This window comes from Halobacteriovorax sp. HLS (assembly GCF_004006665.1).
Classification (GTDB): domain Bacteria; phylum Bdellovibrionota; class Bacteriovoracia; order Bacteriovoracales; family Bacteriovoracaceae; genus Halobacteriovorax.
Map to the genome: position 1 here is coordinate 373,220 of NZ_QOCL01000001.1, position 18,412 is coordinate 391,631.

Consider the following 18,412-nt stretch of genomic DNA (forward strand, 5'->3'; position numbering starts at 1 on the left):
GTTACCAATTATTACGCAACTCTCTTAATCTTAAAAATACTTGTTTATCTGAGCTTACATTACCACTCAATCCACTGACAATTTCTTTACTGTCTAGTCTAAGAAAAGTATTAATTTCTCTTTCTATTTTCATATTCGTCGTTAATTTAGTTGTATCTACGTTTTTTAAGTTTTCTAACATTTCACAGGCGCATGTATTACTAGGCTCTCGATCAATAGTGAAGCCGAGATTATTTAGGATATAGTCATGTCCTGGATAAAGGATGACGTCATCTCCTAAATTCTGAAACTGTGTTGAGATCGTATGATAGAAAGTTTCAGGTTCACCACCTAAGCGACAGTGCCCTATTCCAGCATTAAACATGGTATCCCCTGAAAAAACAGCGACCACTTGATCATTCTGAATGTACTTAAGGCAAAGGTGAGCAAAAGTATGTCCAGGAGTGTCCATCACCTTTAAAACCCCACCCTTTACGGCGATGTCTTCATCTTTTGTTAACAATCTATCTATCCCAGGAATCTTCCCCTCTGCGTTATAATGAGCAAAGACCTTGGCCCCTAACTTTTTGACAATTCCTGGGTTTCCACAAATATGATCTGGATGTTCGTGAGTATTTATAATAGTATCGATTTCTAGGTTTAAAGAATCGGCAAATTCAATCATTTGCTCAGCATCAAATGGATCAATACAGATGGCCTTACCATTTGCGGCCTCAACTAAATAAGAGAAGTTGCGAAGTGGACTTTTTGTATAGAGTTGATGGACATACATCTTTGACACCTATTTTTGAAATTTGTAAGATCATAGCTTATTGTTCTTAAATAAAACACCAATTGGGGAATCTATGCAAACAGCGGAAATGGTCACAAAGGCCTTCCTTTTCTTTCTTTTTACTAAATCACTCATTGAGTCTTATCTAGATAATAGAAACAGAAAGAATATTCTGGCAAATAGAAATAAAGTTCCAGAGAAATTCGAAACTCAAATTACTTTAGAGGAGCACCAAAAAGCGGCTGATTACTCTATTGCTAAAATTCAAGTAGCCAAAGTTTTTAACTTTATAGAATTAGTTGTTCTCCTTATCTGGACACTTGGAGGCGGTATCCAAGCGTTGGATGTTTTTGCAAGAACTTTAGCTTTAAGCGAAATTATGACTAGTGTTGCTTTCTTCGCAATCTATTTACTTATAAGCATGTTGCTAAGCCTACCTCAATCAATTTATTCAACATTTGTACTAGAAGAAAAGTTTGGGTTTAATAAAACAACACCAAAAACTTTCATTGTAGATAACATCAAAGGTATTATTCTAGGAGCAGTTATAGGAATGCCAATTCTTTATGGAATCCTCTGGATGATGAATGCTCTAGGACAATACTGGTGGGCATATGCATGGGCATTCTTAACTATTGTTCAATTTGTTATTATCTGGGCATACCCACGTTTTATAGCTCCACTATTTAATAAGTTTTCAGAGCTTGAAGAAGGAGATGTTAAAGAAAAGGTAAATATCTTACTTGAAAAAACTGGCTTTGAAAGTAATGGCCTATTTGTGATGGATGCAAGTATCAGAAGTAGTCATGGTAACGCTTACTTTACTGGCTTTGGTAAGAATAAGAGGATTGTTTTCTTTGACACTCTAATAAAGAACCTTACCCCTGATGAAGTTGTGGCCGTGCTTGCTCACGAACTCGGACACTTCAAAAGAAAGCATATTATTAAAGGATTAGTTAAAGGTATTGTTTTCAGTTTCATAGGATTTGCGATCTTAGGTTTTCTTGCTTCTTGGGCACCTTTTTTCAAAGGCCACGGTGTGCTTACAACTAGTACTCACTCGGCATTACTATTATTTATGATGGTGGCTGGAGTCTACACATATTGGCTCATCCCTCTTAATGCAATGACATCTAGAAAGTATGAATTCGAAGCAGATGAGTTTGCTAGTCAATACTCAAGTGCGCGTGACCTAATAACCGCACTTGTAAAACTTTATAAGCACAACGCCAGTACGCTAACTCCGGATGAGGCGTATAGTAAATTCTATCACTCTCACCCTCCAGCATTAATCAGAGTTCAGCATCTAGAATCTCTTTAAAAATCACTCCAAACAAATGCCCTTTTGGCACCAAATTATAAATAACTCGATGTAAGAATCCTACTATTCTTACATCGCTTTTATAAGTCATTGAAACACCGTATCAACATAATTTATGGTTAAATTATTTTTTTGACACAGCGTAAGAAAAGAGTAATTTATGAGTTAGAAGTACTTAACTCTAAACAGAGAGAATTATGAAAGCATTACTAACATTAACATTCTTATTTTCTATCTTTGCCTCAACTTTTAGCAATACAACTACGGCCGAAAGAAAGCAAAGACCATTTAATGATGAAGGACCTATCTGTAAAGAGGGTTGTAACGGATCTGGTAAAGACAAAAGATCTTTTTCTAATGAATTTCAATTTGAATTAACTAAAGTAGTTGCCAAGAACGAACCAAAACCTCCTTTCAATGATGAAGGACCTGGTGGAAATAAAGGCTAGAAATAAAAAAAGAAGAAGTTAACTTGATTCAATTCTGAATCAAAACTTCTTCTTCTTTAGTTAGCTTATTTATATAACCTAACTTCCCCTCTTTCTAATAAATCGACTTATATCACATGAAATAAACCAAACAAGAAATATGTAAAAAAGTTAGATATTCTTCTGTTCGAGATCTAATAATTGTTGCTTTAGAACAAGTCCTCCAGCGTAACCTCCTAATTTTCCATCACTTTGAATCACTCTATGACAGGGAATGATAATTGGTAGAGGATTCTTATTATTAGCACCACCAATAGCTCTGGCCCCTTTTGGAAGATTAATTTTCTTAGATATATCTCCATAGCTTAGAGTTTTACCATAAGAAATTTTTGATAGCTCCTTCCAAACTTTCATTTGAAAACTGGTTCCTTTTAAATCTAGCAGCAGTTCAAACTTCTTTCTCTTTCCAGTGAAATACTCGTCTAGTTGTTTTTGAACATCTTTAGCAAAGATTGTTTTCTCTCCATCGTTTATACATTTACTAGGAATATCAAACGAGAGTAAACTGAGACCATTATCAGAAAATTGAATATAGTACTTACCCATTTTAGTTTTAAGGATTGCATCCATGAAAAAAATCTCCATTATTGATTGCGCAGTAAAGACTGCATCACACAATTGCTTCAATAGATTAACAGAGGTTTTTAATAGACCCTTTTTCTTTCACAATCCTGCGATTTTTTCTATGGACAGCTTAAAAAGAGTTAAAGCAGATGGCCATATAATTTTTGGAAGCTATTCAAATGTTTACGAAAAAATGGAATGGCAAATAGAGCTCGCCAAACTAATGAAAGAAGAAATCTTAAAAGGTGTCCCCGTACTAGGAATCTGCTTTGGACACCAACTTATGGCAGAAGCATTTGGTGGAAAGGTAGGTCCCGTTAATATGGAGATGAAGCTTTATTCTGGTAGTAGAGAAATTGAAATTTTAGAAAGTATTCATGGTTTTACAAAGGGAGAAAAAAGAAGAGTCTTTACTTCTCACAGATTTGAAGTCAAAGAGATTCCAAAAGACTTTGTTCATCTGGCCACTTCAAGTGAGTGCCAATTTGATGGACTCGCTCACAAAAAGTTTCCATACTTCAGCTTCCAGGGACATCCAGAAGCTTCTGACTACTTTGTTGCAAATGCTATTTTGAAAGACTCAATGACTCATAGTGAAGAGCAAAAATCTTATGAAGATGGGTTAGATATTGTTTCTAACTTTATAAAACTAGTTGATTCACTTTAAGGGAAAAGTTTTACAGTACTCTTTCATTTTCAGCTCTATCTCTTCACTAAATGCAGCTTTACGATTCGAGTCAATATCAAGTTCTGCAATATAATTTCCTGACCTATCAGTTAATGGAATAATGAGTTCAGAATTTGTTTTTAAGCTACAAGCAATATGTCTCGAATCGGCGTGAACATCATCCACATTTACAACTCTTTGCTCTCTAAGCGCTAGGCCGCAAAGTCCTTTTTCAATTGGGATTAAAGTGTGATCAGTAGACTCTCCAAGAAATGGACCTAAAATAAGGTTCTCACTCTCAATGCCTGCTAAGTAACCAGTTTTAAAGTAGACTCCAATCCAGTCAGCAATCTGCGGAATTAATTTCTTGGCCCCACTAACCCATTCTAAAACTTTTAAATTATACTCAAGCTCTTCGTCAATGTGTGCACTTCTAAGAACAGGAGCTATTTGTTTAGATAGTTCAGAAATATCTGATAGCCTTTTCTCATTAAAAAAGTTTTTTTCGTCACTTTCAAGATCTATTACTCCAACAAGTTCATCTTCATAGAATATTGGCTCTACTACCTCAGAAGCAGTTTGAATAAAACATTGGGAGTATTGTTCATCTGTAGAGACATCGGCAATAACTTTCCGAATACCTATATCAGCAGTTAAGCCGACATTACCTTTACCGAATTCAAACTCATGACATGGCGGCATTGGACCTACAAAACAGAGCCTTGAAGCTCTATCTTTCTTTCTTCTGTAGATTCCTGCCCAAAAATAAGTATTCTCTATAGGCGTCAAAAAAATTTCTTTTAATATATTTAGATTATTCATATTTATAAGTGACCTCGTACGCTAATTTGTTACAGAACACTTAAAAGAGATTCTTTTAAAAACTCAAAGTAAGGAGTCCTGTACTTCTCAATCTCGTTATGAATCTCATGATATGCCCCATCAATGACCTTAACCTTAAAGTTCTTATCAATTAAATTCAAGAAATTTTCGAGTTGTCCAACATGAACAACCTTATCTTCACTACCATAGGAGCAAAAAGCGGGACACTTTATTCTTAGCGGTCTAGAGAAGGTATTTTTAGATGCCTTAACAATTTCAAAAATAAGTTTAGAGTGTGGCCTTAACACATTAAACTCATCTTCAATATAATCTTTCTTAACTCTAGGATCATGGGAGAGATACTTTAGATCTACCAATCCTCCTAATTTTAGAGAAATAGGTAGTTCGGTTATCTTTGTTACAATCGAAAGAGGAGATGCATTCATTATTTCCCCCAGAATACCAGGAAAGCCAACAGGAGGAGCGTTAAGGTAAACTGCGCTTGGATAAAAACTCTCATTTGCTAGATTTTGCATATATCCCGCTGTAATAAGGGCGCCCATTGAGTGTCCAAAGAGACAGTATTTCTCCATTTTATATGAGTTTTTTAAAAAGTTGATTACTTCATTTAAATCATCATAGTAACTAGAAAAATCGTTAACATGCCCCCTCTTTCCACCTTGGCTTCTGCCATGCCCTCTCAAATCATACTTCAAGATATTAAAGTGATCACCAAAGACTTCTTCCATATAAGAATGACGTTCTAAGTGTTCACCGATTCCATGAGTAATGATTAACCAACAATTCTTCCCCTTCTCGGCGATTTCGAGATGTAATTCTTTACCATCAATCGTTTTTAAGTATTTATAGTCTCTTATCACTGGTATTCCCCTGTTATAAATCTATCATAGCTCATTATTTTAAGGTTTTCACTTTGAGAAATCATAACTTTGATTTAAAATGAGCTAATGTACTGTCCAATTTGTCTCAACAATACATTAAATGTAAACTCCAGAGGAGTTGTCCACCTTGTTGTAAATGGCAAGAAAATGGATTCCGGACGGTTTCTTTTCAATTTCAATGATATGACCAAAGACGAGTTTCTACAAAGCTTTATTGCTAAGATTGAGAGCTTTTTCAAATGGTACTCTAACTTTGAAAATAAGGAACCTATTGCCGTAGTCGAGCTTTTTACTAATGATATAGCCTGTCTAGATAGCTGTAAAATCCCTATTGGTCATTATGTTTCTGTCATCGACCTTCTTGTTAATAAAGAAACGTTAAAGAGCCTACTTAACGAGCACGCTCAAAAGTATCAAATGACCATTGAACTCAAAGAAGATGAAACATAAAGTCCCTCTCTTTATCTACGGAACACTACAAGATTTTGATGTCATGAAACTTGTTACTCAAAGAGAAACTCTCTCTCAGAGTGACTTTACCGATGCTAGCTTAAACCACTTTTGTCTAGAGGAAGTTAAAGATGAGAACTACCCTCTACTTGTAAAAAGAGATCATCATATTGTTATGGGAAAGATTTTTATTGTAGAAAGTGAGCAAGAGCTTAATAGACTAAAGTATTTTGAAGATGAGCAAGAGTACACACTTACAGAGCATATCGTAGAAACAAAAAGTGGGAAAAAAGAGTGCCTACTCTTTTTCCCCACTTCAAATATCGAGTCTTCGCAAAAGAGCTGGAGTTACAATAAATGGTCTCAAGTAACAAACAAAGTAGCTTTCTTGGAAAGAGTTAAAAACTATATGAGTCAATTCAATACTGAATCTCATCCCAAATGGTGATTACTCTTCCTCCTCTTCTGAGTTTATTAAACCAATATACTTTTCCAGTTTTCTTTGTGCCATAGACTCAAATTCATCTTCCATCTCAAAAGACAACTCCAGCAGTGGCTCCGACCTAGTCATGTTTCTCTCCCAAATGAAGTGATAGGACTATTCTAATTTGAATTCTTTACTCATGAAAAAACCGCTATTTATGAGCAATCAAAGACAATAAATACTCTTTACAAAATCTCAATAATATTACATGTTTTTTCGCAATAGAAGCTGATCAAATCCTATAATTACTAATACTTATATACACAGGTTACATAACTAATAAGAATAATTATGACATTTTTTTTAGGCAATTTAGGGTAAATCTTTAGTTAATCTTGATTTTACTCATTAAGACATTTGGTGGGAAAATATACTAACAAAAGCTCTACACAACGTAGATTTACAGCTTTTTTAGGACTTTAGTTATGATGACTTCACCTTATTTTGAAATGACAAATGATATTGAACTAAGAGTTACACCAATGTTTCTCAGTGAGTTCTCAGCACCTGAACAAAGAGAGTATGCTTTCGTCTACAAGGTGGAGCTTCAAAATAACTATGATGATGATATTCAACTTCTTAGTAAGCAAATAATCATAAGAGATGGAAATAAAGAACAGTACACTTTAGAGTTTGAAGATGTTAACGACGAACAAGCATGCATTCCTGCCGGAGAGATGTACGACTATACAACCTATTGCCCACTAGAAACTCCTACAGGAAGCCTTAGAGGATCAATGACTGTTATGAGCTTAAGCTCTAATGAGGTCTTTGAAGTTAATATTCCTCTAGTATTTTTTAGAACAGAGCTAAAAATTGATGCCATCACTGAACCTCAGGAGTTCATACCTCTGGCATTGTCAGTATAGACTACGACTCAATTGTTATAAAATACCCCTGATGCTTTCTAAGATTAAGAACACCAATGTCAAAGATTAAATACTGCCCTTTTACGCCTTGTAAAATCCCCTCGATAATAGGTTGTTTATCAAAGCCTAGAGATTTAATTTTTGTCGGGTATTCATTTACTGGATAGGTAATCTCAACAATTTCTTCATCCAAATCTTGCGCATCATAATCATCTAATAAATCGGCAAACTCTTCAAAGAGAGATTCCCTGGCCTGAATAAGATCAAGCTTCTCGACATCATTTTGAAGCATCTTTCTCCAATTAGTCTTATCTGACATAGACTTAGCTATTTCCTTTTCAATTAAGCCACTCGTAAGCCTATCATTAACTTTAAGAATTGGCAGAGCATAACTGGCCCCTTGATCAATCCATCTAGTAGGAACTTGTGACTGTCTAGTTATCCCTATTTTTAAATGGCTAGATACTGAAAGATATACAATATGGGGTTGAAAACAATTCTTCTCTCCCCATTCCGGCTCGCGACAAGTTCCGTCAGCAAAATGGCAGAGCTCAGGCTTAACAATGCAAATATCGCAAGCAGCAAGCTTTTGAGAAGCACGAAAAGAATAACCTTGGTTATAGCTCTTAGTAATTTTTTCTCCTGTAGAAATACAGTTTATAATGCCATCATAGGAGAGCTTGACCTTCTTTCCGATTAATTCATTGATATTTACGAAGCTATCTCCAATCGGAAGACTATATTGAACAGGCTTAGAAAGCTCTGAGGTCATCTTTAAAATATTTCCACTTATTTTCATTGTTCATCCCTTAGAAAAAGGTCGAGTTCATTTATTATTTCGAGTGGTACTTCGTGAGCACCTGAAAACTCATGATACTGATGGTCTAGATCGTAATTTTCCAAGAAAGATTTTAGCTCTCTAGCTCCTTCAATCGGAAGAACAGGGTCGCTTATTCCATGACTTTGAAAAATAGGAAATGAGAAATCTTTCTCGGCCTGCTTCTCCCAGCGCTCAGGAAATAGCATTGTAGATGAAAGTAGAAAGAGCTTGTCAATAAGATCAGGTCTATGAAAAGCAATATCAGCACTTAACATTGACCCTTGAGAAAAGCCACCAAGATAGATTTTATCGTACTTCTTTCTCAGTTCTTCAATGGCCCTTGTCACTTTTAAGCGTGCTTGCTCAATACCTTCTGGAACTTTTTCTTGAAAGAATGACAAAAACTTTCCTGTCATTAAAGCATTATTAAGTCCCATCATATCTATAGGAAACCAACATCTCCCAGTTTCATAACCTCCCATGGTCGTTGCTTCAACTCCGTTGAGAAAGTACCAACTAGGATTCTTTCTTTTCAAAATATAATTTGCAAACGGAACGAAGTCTTTATAGTCCGCACCATAGCCATGTAATACGACGACAACTGTATCAGAGTTTTCTTCTTTAACAATTGTTTGTAATCCACAAAAATCAATAGCATTCATAATTAGGCCTTATTGTATTTCTTTGCTCTTTTCCTATCAGGAAAACATGCCTGACAAATCTCACATTGTAGTCCATCACACTGTCTTGCTTGGCAGTATTCACGTCCAAAGAAAATTATCTGTAAATGTAGTTGATTCCACCTGTCTTCTGGAAAACATCTCTTAAGATCTTTTTCAGTTTGCGCAACATTCTTACCATTAGTCAAACCCCACTGTTGAGCGAGTCTATGAATATGTGTATCAACAGGAAAAGCAGGAACATTGAAGGCCTGTGCCATAACGACACCTGCAGTCTTATGACCTACGCCTGGAAGTTTCTCTAAATCCTCAAAGTTGCTAGGAACTTCTCCGCCATGTGATTCGATTAACATTTCACTTAAGCGATGAATTGCTGCAGCCTTCCTTGGAGCTAATCCGCAGGGCTTAACAATTGCTTCTATTTCGTCAACTGTTAGCTTAACCATATCGTAAGGATTATCGGCCTTGGAAAAAAGCCCAGGTGTAACCTTATTAACACGAACATCAGTGCATTGAGCAGAAAGTAGAACTGCAATTAACAGTGTGTATGCATTAGTATGATCTAATGGGACTGGCGTCTCAGGGTATAGTGTCGCTAATATCTCATCGATATATTTAGCTCTTTCAGATTTTAATTTCATAGAGCTAAACTACCAAGAACAATACACTTTTTCTACTTATAGATGAGCTTTGTACAAGTTTTCCCTCTATTAATGAGAAAAAATAAGAGAGAAGATTAGTTAGAAAAGTGGAGAACAAATGTCAAATGAATTGATTAACTTAGCCCATGAGCTAAATAAAGAAATGTCTGAGCTTAAGATTATATTGGCCAAGATGGAGCACGAAATTGCTCACCTAGAGCAGTCTGAGTCATTCGCACCTTTTATTGAGCAAATGAAAAGTAAGTTCGATAAAATTTCAGTTGATATGTTTCGTTACACACAATCAGATCAAATTATTAATGTGATTGCTTTTATTAATTCTAGACTTGAGGAGATAAAAAAAGGGACGAATTTTAATTTCCAATTCTTTGGAGAAGAAGAGTTTGTTATTAATACTTCGAATCAGAAGCTATTTACTTTTTTTAAAGTAACAATTTTGCTCGCATTAAAAATAGAAACAAAAAAGATTAGAATTTATCATACAAAGAATACACTATTATTTAAATTCGATTCACAAAAAGACAAAATACTTTCAACACAAGAACTCGAAAGTGATGATCAAATAGCGAAGCTTTTTTTATCAATTAAGAAATTTGCTAACCAGTGTCACCTGGAATTCAAAATGGAAAAAATGATTTCAGAAAAAGGTCACAAAATGACCTTGTCCAGATAGTTAATGAATTTCCACAACTACGATATCCTCACTCTTTGATTCAGGATAACTAGAAATCACACCGATCCCTTGAGGATTATTTTGAATATATTCTATTATGGAGTCATCTCTTAGTAGTTGCTTTGGTGGATGTGCCCTACCAGAGAACATCTTCCTTCTCCAATATGATAGAAATTGAGAAGAGTCCATTTGAACGACTTCACTTAAGAATGTCTTAAATGCCTTTGTTTGAACAGGCAAATGAACTGGTAGAATTCTCTCCCCAGACTCCCAGAACAGCTTATTACCAAGAAATATTTTTCTAACTACTTCTTTACTAATATTCGATTCTTTAACGTTAGTAGAACTCAAAACAAAGTATTCTTTAGAAAAACCCTTGGAACTAAAAAAAAGAAAGAGAACTAGAATTATTTTTTTACATTGATCCATACTACTCAGCGGGAATAATTTATACATAGATATATACTCTCAGCTAAAGTAATATATTACAAAAGAAAATTTAATAGGAAAAAAAATGCGCATTCTTATTCTTATAATTACACTTGTAATTTCATTCCAATCAAACGCGGCTTCTATAATGGATGGTCTTAATATAAATGGGTTCGGTACTTTCACCTATCAAAGAAGCGATTCTGAGGCCATTTACTACGACTCTATTACTAATAAGAATAATTTCTTTCTTGGTACTAAAGCTGGAATAAGTCTTAACAGATCCTTCAGTAATGAATGGGACTTTACGATGATGTTTCTTGCTAAAGCTGATCGAAATGGTGAAATTACTCCTCATATTGATATTCTTCAAGCTGCCTGGAAGCCAAATTCTAATTTTGTAGCAAGAGTGGGAAGATTTCGACTACCTGTTTGGATGATTTCAGAGTATCTAGAAGTTGGTATCCTCATTCCTTGGATTAGACCTCCTGATGAGGTTTACGCTACTATACCTTTAGAGGAAATTAACGGCTTAAATGCATCCTATAATTTTGAATTAAGTGACTTATACTTTAATATTGATGCTTTCACGGGAGTTGGAGCACTAGAGACATCCGGAGACAGTAAAGTGCAAGGAACTCTTGATAATGTATTTGGAGGCGTCCTTTCTGTTAATTATGACTTCTTATCACTAAGAGGCTCGTATACTCAGGGTGATTTTGCTTCAAATATCATAAGTACAACTCTAACACCTTCCGGTACTGCAGGATCTCAAGTAGAGGTCACAGTTATTACAGAATTTAATCTCGGTCGAACAAAAATGCTCTCGCTAGGATTTAAGAGCGAATGGGAGAATACATACTTTCTCGCTGAATACGCGAAATGGGAGGCATCATCGAATATCGTAAAAGAAAACCAAGGTTACTACCTTTTAGGAGGATATTACTTCCTCGATAAGTCCCTTTTTACACATTTCACTTACTCTCGAACAACAAAAGTAGATTCTCAGCTCAGTTTTTATCAAGGTCGGCAAGAGTCTTATATTTACGGTCTTAATTATTCAATTAATCAAAACTTAATGACTAAATTGGAACTCAGAAGAGTAAAGCCAGAAGGTAAGGCCTTTTTCAACAAGGATCTAATGGGAGAAGATATACACATTCTTGGTGCCAGTATAGACTTCGTTTTCTAATAAATCCTTAGACTTAACTCTCTTTCATAAAGATTTCTTCACTTTAATTTTAAGATTAAAGAAATCAGTTAAAATAGTCGATAAATTCTCTATGATATAAAGAGGATTTGATGAAGAGTAAATTACTCCCAAGAAAATTATCGATTTTTGCGCTTATAATTACTATCCAGTATGCGATTGGCAGTGTTGCACTACTTTATAAACTTTCTAACCAATTTGAAGAAGTTCATAAGTATCACTTCCCTATCTTAGAAATGAACGCAATAAACGTTCGACTAGGACAGTCCTTATCAAATACAACAAAGAACCTAATTTATGAATATTCTGAAGAAGGCTTTCAGGAATATATTTTTGAAAAGAACTCCCTACAGTTTAATATCTCAATGTATATTGCCGCACTCAAAGAAGCCGGAAAAGAAAATCTTATAAATGATCAACTCAATAGAGATAAATTAAATAAATTTGAAGAAAAGATAATTTTCCTGGCAAAGAATAAGAAAACCAAAGAAGCTTTAAAATTATTTAAAAGTAAAATCTATAGTGAATACAAAGAAAGCTATATTGATAATATTCAAATTGTTGCTGAAGAGCTAATTATCGATAGAGACAAACTACTGGAAAACAAGTCAAAGCTTTTTAAAATGGGAGTGGTTCTATCGGTCGTATTTTTTATCTTTCTAAGTCTATTGTGGATTAAAGTTTATATGTCCTATAAGAAAAACTCTCTCGAAAAGTATAAGGCAGAACTAGATCTAGAAGTAGAACGTGTAAAGTCATCTCAAAATGCGAAGATGGCCAGCTTAGGAGAAATGGCAGCAGGCCTAGCTCATGAGATCAACAACCCTCTTGCGATTATTATGGGATACTCTAATAAATTAGATAAATTAATAGAGAGGAAAATGCTTAACGAAGAAAACTTATTAGACCTATCTAGTAAAATAAAAAAAACGACATTGAGAATCTCAAGTATCATTAAAGGACTTAAAGCATTTTCCAGAGATTCACAAGATGACCCACCAGAAAGAACATCTGTCATAGATATAATTAATGATACTCTTAGTTTTTGCCAAGAAAAATTTAAATACAATGGTGTTCGCTTGGACGTTAATCATTCGAATAAAAATCTAGATGTACTAGTGAGACCTGTTGAGATTTCACAAGTTCTTCTTAATTTAATTAATAACTCATTTGATGAAATTTCTGATCCAAAATATAACGAACCGTGGGTAAGAATTGATACAGAAGTTAGAGAAGATATGATCACTATAGTCGTAAGTGATTGCGGAAAAGGTATTACTGATGAGATCGCTCAAAAAATGTTTGAACCATTTTTTACGACTAAGGATGTAAATAAAGGAACAGGTTTAGGCCTTAGCATATCTCGTTCTATAATAGAGAAACATGGTGGTTCATTTATATTAAACAGAGATTTTGAGAATACCACTTTTGAAATAACTCTACCTAGATATACTCCAGAAGAATCCGAACAAGACCAAAATAACTCAAGTGCTGCTTAAAAAAATTATCATATTGACCACTTCAGGGTGTCATTTAAGCGCGAAATAACTCACGAGCGCCATTATGTCACCATACTAAAATACAATTTTAACTAGTTAGGGCCGGCATAGCATTTGCTTAATGATTATTGAGTCAAGAAGACTCAGCAGAAAGAAAGGAGTTCTTAATGAATAACAAAACCACCGCCCTACTAATTGTAAAACCTATTATTATACTTGCACTGATGTTAGCGTTTAGACCTCAAACTGTAGACAAATCTAATCTCACAAATAACCAAATGACTGAAGAAGTTCAATCTATGAGGGGATATTTCTTAGAAGATCAGGCAATGAAAATAATTGTTTTTCATAAGAGAGTTCAAGCTTTAAAAAATGAGCTTGTCAGCTCAAAGTTAAAAATTAACGAAGAGATAAAGACTAGCTTCATCTCCATGGTTAAAGAATTTAACTTGGCGATAAATGAGTTTGAAAAGCTAGAAGAATATAAATCAGAAAATTGGAATAACCACCGTCAACAATTTATAACGTATATGAAAAGTGTAGAATTAAAGCAAATTTCACTGCAAAAGGAGCTTAGAACTTTAAGAACAACAGTAAGTATATAAAAATACGATAACTTGGACAAAAAAGAAGACACTACCTAAGTGTCTTCTTTTGGTTTTAATGCTATAAAATTTAAATGAAATTCTTGCTACTTAGCATTATAAAATTCTATCAATACTTCATCTCACCACTACTTGGACAAAAGTGTAGATTTCACCCGAGTTGTTCAAGTTACTGCAAAGAAGCTTTGACTATCCACCCATTACATAAAGCGATATACTTGGGAACGAAACGAGTGTGTAAGTGTCACCCATTTAACGAAGGTGGATATGATCCAGTTCCTAAAGATTAGTTTTATCTATTTTATTATAATAAGCATTCATGCCTTTAATTATACTTTAACAAGTAAAGACTCTAATGAGCTTGCGTGGAGTTTTAAGGCCATACATTCCGATAAGTCCATCTCATACAATGAGAAGAAAGTTTTTATTCCAGCGTCTACTTTAAAAGTAGTTAGTATGTTATTCGCTCTAGACACCTTGGGTGCAGATTATACCTTTAAAACAAAGCTCTATTACACGGGAAAAATCTCTAAAGGTATTTTAGATGGAGATTTGTATATTGTTGGTGGTTCAGATCCTTACCTAAATCATCCACAACTAATAAATCTTGCGAAGTCTGTACAAAAACTAGGAATAAAAAAAGTGAATGGTTTTTTAAACTATGACACAAGCTTGTACAAAGAACATAAGACAATTTCATCCATCGGACTAGGTGATCAAACCTATAATCCTTCATTCGGACCACTTAATAGTGAATTTAATAGACACAGCTTATGGATAAATAGCCAAAAGCAGTATCAGTCTATTATCCCTGAACTTGAAATTAAATTAACAAAGTCGAATCAATTATTACCGACTCAAAAATTTAAATGGGAAGAGTCTACAGATTCAGAAAGTTGGAAGATCAACCCAAATGAAAAGCTCTCACGCCGTGAAGACCTTCCTATAAGAAATGCGGCACTATGGACAACCAAGATGCTTAGTTTTCATCTAAGTTCATATGGAATAACGATAAAAGGAATAAGAAATAAGTTACTCCCTAAAGAATCTAATCTCATTTTTAGTAACAAGAGCTTACCTTTATGGAACCTTATTAGTTTGACAATGGAATATTCTAACAATCTCTTTGCTGAATCCATTGCAATGACGGCTTGTCAAAAAAAGGGGTCACAGTTCCGTGATCAACAGTCTTGTGCAAAAGAGATACAAAAATACTTCTTAAAGTACTCCAAGTCACAATCTAATATAGTTAATGCTTCAGGTCTTTCCGTTGACAACAAACTCACAGCAGATGCAATGAGTGAATTTCTTAAAAATAAGGGCAGCAAAGATTGGCAAGGCCATTCTTTGGAATCATTTCTCTCTATTTCTGGTCAATCCGGTTGGATGAGAGATAGACTTGAATCTCCAGAGTATAATTTGCGAGTATTTGCTAAAACAGGCTCATTAGATTTCATTAATAATATTGTTGGCCTGGTAAAAGTAAAAAGTGGAGCATGGTATAGCTTTAGTATTTTTCACATGGATGAAAAAAAGAGAAATCTCTTAGATCTTCTACCTAAGAAAAAACTTAAACGTTTAGAGAATGAAGCAAAGACCTGGAGAAGATCTTCGCTAGGTAAATTAGATAGTATTTTAGCGGAGTTTATCAATCAGCATTAATTAGCAGGAGTTATATATGGCAGATTTTATTTCAACAAAACATTTCATAGGTTTTCCTTGCACTCATAGACAATGGAAAGCTGATTCTCACTGTAGGTTTGTACACGGTTACAGCAGATCATTCTATTTTGAGTTCAAATCAAAAGAACTAACGAAAGAAGGCTGGGTCGTGGATTTTGGTGGATTAAAAGAAGTTAAGGTTTGGTTAGATGATATGTTCGATCACACTTTCTTAGCTTCAAGTGATGATCCCGCCATGGAGACATTCAAGATTCTCGATAAAGAAGGTGTAATTCAACTTAGAGTCTTGCCTAATGCCGGAATGGAAGGAACTGCCGAATATGTTTACGAAAAAGTTAATCCAATGATTAAGTCCCTTACTAATAATCGAGCTTGGATAAGTCGACTAGAAGTAAGAGAAAATGAAAAAAACTCGGCGATCTACATACCTAATAACTAGATTCATTAAACCAGCAGGAGGCTCGTTCTCCTGCTAAGTCTAGATCTTTCTTTATACAGGCCCCAATAGTTATATCCTTATCATCCATTAAGTATGAGTAATCGATTTCACACTTAATAGCTGAAACAATAGTATCTAATCGACACTGTGGACTAGGATGTTTTTGTAAAGTCGATGATGGATAAAATCTCTCATACTTACCTATCTCAGGAATAGAACCTCCAGACTTCAGTGAAGCGAAGAATCGAGTTGCCAAAAGACCGGAATAAACGACCTTCGAACAAACTTCGCCTTCACAAATTGATTTTACTCTGTCTTTAATCAAACTACTCTTTTGAGCCTCATAAACAGATATTCCTTCTGAATAAATCTTAGGTAAACACTTAGTCGCTGCAAAATAATCGGCCTGCCCTTCTACAGATGACCAACTTCTCTTACTACTTGCTCCACGAAAAGATTTAGGAGCACCTCCCATAAAGTGACCAAGCTCATGACAAAGAAGAAAATTTAAGACTTCTTCATTCATATCCGGATGCCTTAAAAGACCTCCCCTAATTCTTAGTATCGGGTTATTATCATCATCTCTAGAGCAAGATGCATTTACCCTATCATCCTCTAGATTAATATCAAAAATTAGTTTCTTACCATATTCTAGCCTGAGAGTTTCCCTCCATGCTTGTTCAAAATTATTTAAGACCTTTTGAAACCTTACAAGCTCAATTGAACTTGAGTTAACTCCCTTAAGTACCTTTCCAGAAGTTGGAAAGCGTAAACTATTTTCAGGAACAGAGGCCATAGCAAATGAAGAACAAAATAGAAATATTAAAGGTAACCGCTTCATAAACTCTCCTTTGATATAGAATTTATCTTCCATTGCGAACATTTTAAACATGACATAAGTCATGAATTTATAGATCTTCTATCATTCACCGCCTTAAACGATCTTTCTAAGCTCTACCTATAAATAAAAATATCCTATGGAGGGAATCATGAAAAAGTTTCTATTAACACTACTTGCCCTGTCTTCTATTTCAGCGCTGGCTTCAACTCCTGTTGAAATACATGTTCCAGTAGATAATGTTTTTTCACCAAAAGGTTTTGACAGTAACGATAATGCAGAAGTTATTATCTCAGGATATTTACCAAACTTATGTCATAAAGCACCAAGTACTTCATATAAAGTAATTGGTAATAAAATTCATATCGATGTAAAAGCATTAAAATATCATGAGTCAAACCCATTCTGCCCTGAAGTTCAGGTTCCATTTGTTGAAGCTATCAATGTTGGAGTCTTAGATAAAGGTCTTTATGAAATCGTTGTTAATGAGAAAACTCGCTATGAAAAAGATGCATCCATTAGAATTGATGAATCAAGTAGTGATGCAATAGATGACTATATCTACGCCAATGTTGAATATATCGAAAGAAAAGATAATGGATCAAGAATTGTGGAATTGAGAGGCTATAACCCTAGCGACTGTTTTGAACTTGAAGAGATAAGTGTTATGAACAACGGAAAAGATGTCTATTCTATTCTACCTAGAATGAAGCAAGTCGCTGATTTCTGTCCAATGAAAATGGTTCCATTTAGCTATGAAATGGAGGTGCCGAATAATCTAAAAGCAAAGAGTGTACTTTTGCATGTTAGATCAATGCAAGGAAAGTCAGTAAATTCAGTCTTTCCTAATCGCTAAAAAACAAGGAGGGTCATTTATCAAAATGACCCTCCTGAACTTTTTCAAAAGTATCAATAATAGCATCAAGACCCTCTCTAATCTTACTTAAAAAAGAGTCATTATTTGGTACAAAAATAAAATTAGGATGTTTACTCCAGATATCCCGAAGTTTCTTATCTAGTGCTACCGCCTCTTTTAACGATTCATTTCGAACAGGGTTTCCCCCTTCAATTGAAAGCCCACCAACTGCGGCTGTCTCAAAGAATACAACGGCATCATATCTATTTAGCTCAGCTTCATAAGTAGTGTTAAGATCTAAGAAATAACTCTGCGTATCTAGTGGCCAATATCCAGCCCCATCTAACGTCCCTCTATCACAGATTAAGACTCTGTTAGAGTAGAGTGTTTCGTGGAGAATTTCACTCTCCGTCTGAACACTGTATATTGCTCTTTGAATTGATTTAACTCCATCAATATTATTAGTTCGGGGTAAACCTCCTGAAAAAAGTATTGTTGCAGACTCTGGAACAACTACAACCTTATCACCTAGCTCTCGTCTAAATAGATCCGCTGCAGTTGTCTTTCCACCACCCGGACCACCTGTAAGACATATTTTTCTAACTTTATTCATAATTATATCCCCTATTTCCCTAACGCTCAGTGGCGCAGATCTGATTACATAGATCATACTTCTAAT

25 protein-coding genes are annotated in these 18,412 nt (G+C 34.8%); 14 read left to right on the top strand and 11 right to left on the bottom strand.

Translation table 11 applies throughout. From position 1 onward, the window contains the following. Window position 1: 1 nt before the first annotated feature. Window positions 2–772, bottom strand: coding sequence for a hydroxyacylglutathione hydrolase (locus DPQ89_RS01840; protein ID WP_127714578.1), 771 nt, complete (start codon window positions 770–772; stop codon window positions 2–4). A gap of 73 nt (window positions 773–845) precedes the next feature. Here DPQ89_RS01840 and DPQ89_RS01845 point away from each other — a divergent pair, with 73 nt between their 5' ends. Together DPQ89_RS01845 and DPQ89_RS01850 are read left to right on the top strand one after the other, a co-directional pair. After that, entirely contained in the window at window positions 846–2,093 is a 1,248-nt protein-coding gene (locus DPQ89_RS01845) for a M48 family metallopeptidase (protein ID WP_127714580.1), read from the top strand. A 197-nt stretch (window positions 2,094–2,290) separates the two neighbouring features. Then, window positions 2,291–2,542, top strand: a complete 252-nt coding sequence (locus tag DPQ89_RS01850) for a hypothetical protein (RefSeq protein WP_127714582.1) — start codon at window positions 2,291–2,293, stop codon at window positions 2,540–2,542. Between the two features lie 150 nt (window positions 2,543–2,692). Here the strand turns inward: DPQ89_RS01850 and DPQ89_RS01855 are convergent, their stop codons facing one another. Next, window positions 2,693–3,151: a methylated-DNA--[protein]-cysteine S-methyltransferase gene (locus DPQ89_RS01855; protein ID WP_127714584.1), complete on the bottom strand. Its 459-nt coding sequence runs from the start codon at window positions 3,149–3,151 to the stop codon at window positions 2,693–2,695. Here DPQ89_RS01855 and DPQ89_RS01860 point away from each other — a divergent pair. Next, entirely contained in the window at window positions 3,150–3,812 is a 663-nt protein-coding gene (locus DPQ89_RS01860) for a type 1 glutamine amidotransferase (RefSeq protein ID WP_127714586.1), read from the top strand. The two genes, DPQ89_RS01855 and DPQ89_RS01860, sit on opposite strands and share 2 nt — an antisense overlap. Here DPQ89_RS01860 and DPQ89_RS01865 read toward each other — a convergent pair. Both DPQ89_RS01865 and DPQ89_RS01870 read right to left on the bottom strand, forming a co-directional pair. Then, complete coding sequence (locus DPQ89_RS01865; RefSeq protein WP_127714588.1) at window positions 3,804–4,634, bottom strand: GAF domain-containing protein; 831 nt, start codon at window positions 4,632–4,634, stop codon at window positions 3,804–3,806. The two genes, DPQ89_RS01860 and DPQ89_RS01865, sit on opposite strands and share 9 nt — an antisense overlap. Before the next feature lie 29 nt (window positions 4,635–4,663). Then, the gene (locus tag DPQ89_RS01870; protein ID WP_164848219.1) at window positions 4,664–5,515 is read right to left on the bottom strand and encodes an alpha/beta fold hydrolase; all 852 of its coding nucleotides are present in this window, start codon (window positions 5,513–5,515) and stop codon (window positions 4,664–4,666) included. An 87-nt stretch (window positions 5,516–5,602) separates the two neighbouring features. Here DPQ89_RS01870 and DPQ89_RS01875 point away from each other — a divergent pair, with 87 nt between their 5' ends. Both DPQ89_RS01875 and DPQ89_RS01880 read left to right on the top strand, forming a co-directional pair. Next, entirely contained in the window at window positions 5,603–5,986 is a 384-nt protein-coding gene (locus DPQ89_RS01875; RefSeq protein WP_127714592.1) for a hypothetical protein, read from the top strand. Continuing rightward, window positions 5,976–6,434 (top strand): gamma-glutamylcyclotransferase family protein, encoded by a 459-nt coding sequence (locus tag DPQ89_RS01880; protein ID WP_127714594.1) that lies wholly within the window; start codon window positions 5,976–5,978, stop codon window positions 6,432–6,434. Before DPQ89_RS01875 ends, DPQ89_RS01880 begins: the two co-directional genes overlap by 11 nt. Here the strand turns inward: DPQ89_RS01880 and DPQ89_RS18730 are convergent, their stop codons facing one another. Continuing rightward, the gene (locus DPQ89_RS18730) at window positions 6,435–6,557 is read right to left on the bottom strand and encodes a hypothetical protein (protein ID WP_255411278.1); all 123 of its coding nucleotides are present in this window, start codon (window positions 6,555–6,557) and stop codon (window positions 6,435–6,437) included. 338 nt (window positions 6,558–6,895) lie between these two features. On the opposite strand from DPQ89_RS18730, the gene DPQ89_RS01885 reads away from it, so the two are divergent. Next, window positions 6,896–7,339, top strand: coding sequence for an ApaG domain (locus DPQ89_RS01885; RefSeq protein ID WP_127714596.1), 444 nt, complete (start codon window positions 6,896–6,898; stop codon window positions 7,337–7,339). A 1-nt stretch (window position 7,340) separates the two neighbouring features. Here the strand turns inward: DPQ89_RS01885 and DPQ89_RS01890 are convergent, their stop codons facing one another. The 3 genes from DPQ89_RS01890 to nth are packed head-to-tail and all read right to left on the bottom strand — an operon-like array spanning window position 7,341 to window position 9,480. Next, window positions 7,341–8,138, bottom strand: a complete 798-nt coding sequence (locus tag DPQ89_RS01890; protein WP_127714598.1) for a DUF2797 domain-containing protein — start codon at window positions 8,136–8,138, stop codon at window positions 7,341–7,343. After that, window positions 8,135–8,821, bottom strand: a complete 687-nt coding sequence (locus DPQ89_RS01895; RefSeq protein ID WP_127714600.1) for an alpha/beta hydrolase — start codon at window positions 8,819–8,821, stop codon at window positions 8,135–8,137. The genes DPQ89_RS01890 and DPQ89_RS01895 overlap by 4 nt, the downstream gene beginning before the upstream one ends. Before the next feature lie 2 nt (window positions 8,822–8,823). Next, a complete protein-coding gene (nth, locus tag DPQ89_RS01900; protein WP_127714602.1) occupies window positions 8,824–9,480 on the bottom strand; it encodes an endonuclease III in 657 nt (218 codons plus the stop codon). A gap of 118 nt (window positions 9,481–9,598) precedes the next feature. Between nth and DPQ89_RS01905 the strand changes: the two genes are divergently transcribed. Then, window positions 9,599–10,174 carry a hypothetical protein gene (locus tag DPQ89_RS01905; RefSeq protein WP_127714604.1) on the top strand — a complete coding sequence of 192 codons (576 nt, stop codon included), beginning with the start codon at window positions 9,599–9,601 and terminating at the stop codon, window positions 10,172–10,174. On the opposite strand, the gene DPQ89_RS01910 is transcribed toward DPQ89_RS01905, so the two are convergent. After that, complete coding sequence (locus DPQ89_RS01910) at window positions 10,175–10,630, bottom strand: hypothetical protein (RefSeq protein WP_127714606.1); 456 nt, start codon at window positions 10,628–10,630, stop codon at window positions 10,175–10,177. Between the two features lie 58 nt (window positions 10,631–10,688). Between DPQ89_RS01910 and DPQ89_RS01915 the strand changes: the two genes are divergently transcribed. From DPQ89_RS01915 to DPQ89_RS01940, 6 genes are all read left to right on the top strand, one after another. After that, entirely contained in the window at window positions 10,689–11,795 is a 1,107-nt protein-coding gene (locus DPQ89_RS01915; RefSeq protein WP_127714608.1) for a hypothetical protein, read from the top strand. Window positions 11,796–11,905: 110 nt separating this feature from the next. Continuing rightward, window positions 11,906–13,312, top strand: coding sequence for a sensor histidine kinase (locus tag DPQ89_RS01920; protein WP_127714610.1), 1,407 nt, complete (start codon window positions 11,906–11,908; stop codon window positions 13,310–13,312). Window positions 13,313–13,479: 167 nt separating this feature from the next. Beyond that, a complete protein-coding gene (locus tag DPQ89_RS01925; RefSeq protein WP_127714612.1) occupies window positions 13,480–13,917 on the top strand; it encodes a hypothetical protein in 438 nt (145 codons plus the stop codon). A 74-nt stretch (window positions 13,918–13,991) separates the two neighbouring features. Continuing rightward, window positions 13,992–14,207 (top strand): membrane protein insertion efficiency factor YidD, encoded by a 216-nt coding sequence (gene yidD / locus DPQ89_RS01930; protein WP_127714614.1) that lies wholly within the window; start codon window positions 13,992–13,994, stop codon window positions 14,205–14,207. Next, window positions 14,185–15,579 (top strand): D-alanyl-D-alanine carboxypeptidase/D-alanyl-D-alanine-endopeptidase, encoded by a 1,395-nt coding sequence (gene dacB / locus DPQ89_RS01935; RefSeq protein WP_127714616.1) that lies wholly within the window; start codon window positions 14,185–14,187, stop codon window positions 15,577–15,579. Before yidD ends, dacB begins: the two co-directional genes overlap by 23 nt. A gap of 16 nt (window positions 15,580–15,595) precedes the next feature. Continuing rightward, window positions 15,596–16,039, top strand: coding sequence for a 6-carboxytetrahydropterin synthase (locus tag DPQ89_RS01940; RefSeq protein WP_127714618.1), 444 nt, complete (start codon window positions 15,596–15,598; stop codon window positions 16,037–16,039). On the opposite strand, the gene DPQ89_RS01945 is transcribed toward DPQ89_RS01940, so the two are convergent. After that, window positions 16,029–16,880, bottom strand: coding sequence for a hypothetical protein (locus DPQ89_RS01945; protein WP_127714620.1), 852 nt, complete (start codon window positions 16,878–16,880; stop codon window positions 16,029–16,031). The two genes, DPQ89_RS01940 and DPQ89_RS01945, sit on opposite strands and share 11 nt — an antisense overlap. A 148-nt stretch (window positions 16,881–17,028) precedes the next feature. Here DPQ89_RS01945 and DPQ89_RS01950 point away from each other — a divergent pair, with 148 nt between their 5' ends. Then, window positions 17,029–17,733: a hypothetical protein gene (locus DPQ89_RS01950; RefSeq protein WP_127714622.1), complete on the top strand. Its 705-nt coding sequence runs from the start codon at window positions 17,029–17,031 to the stop codon at window positions 17,731–17,733. Window positions 17,734–17,746: 13 nt separating this feature from the next. On the opposite strand, the gene DPQ89_RS01955 is transcribed toward DPQ89_RS01950, so the two are convergent. Next, a complete protein-coding gene (locus DPQ89_RS01955; protein ID WP_127714624.1) occupies window positions 17,747–18,346 on the bottom strand; it encodes an AAA family ATPase in 600 nt (199 codons plus the stop codon). Window positions 18,347–18,412: the final 66 nt, after the last annotated feature.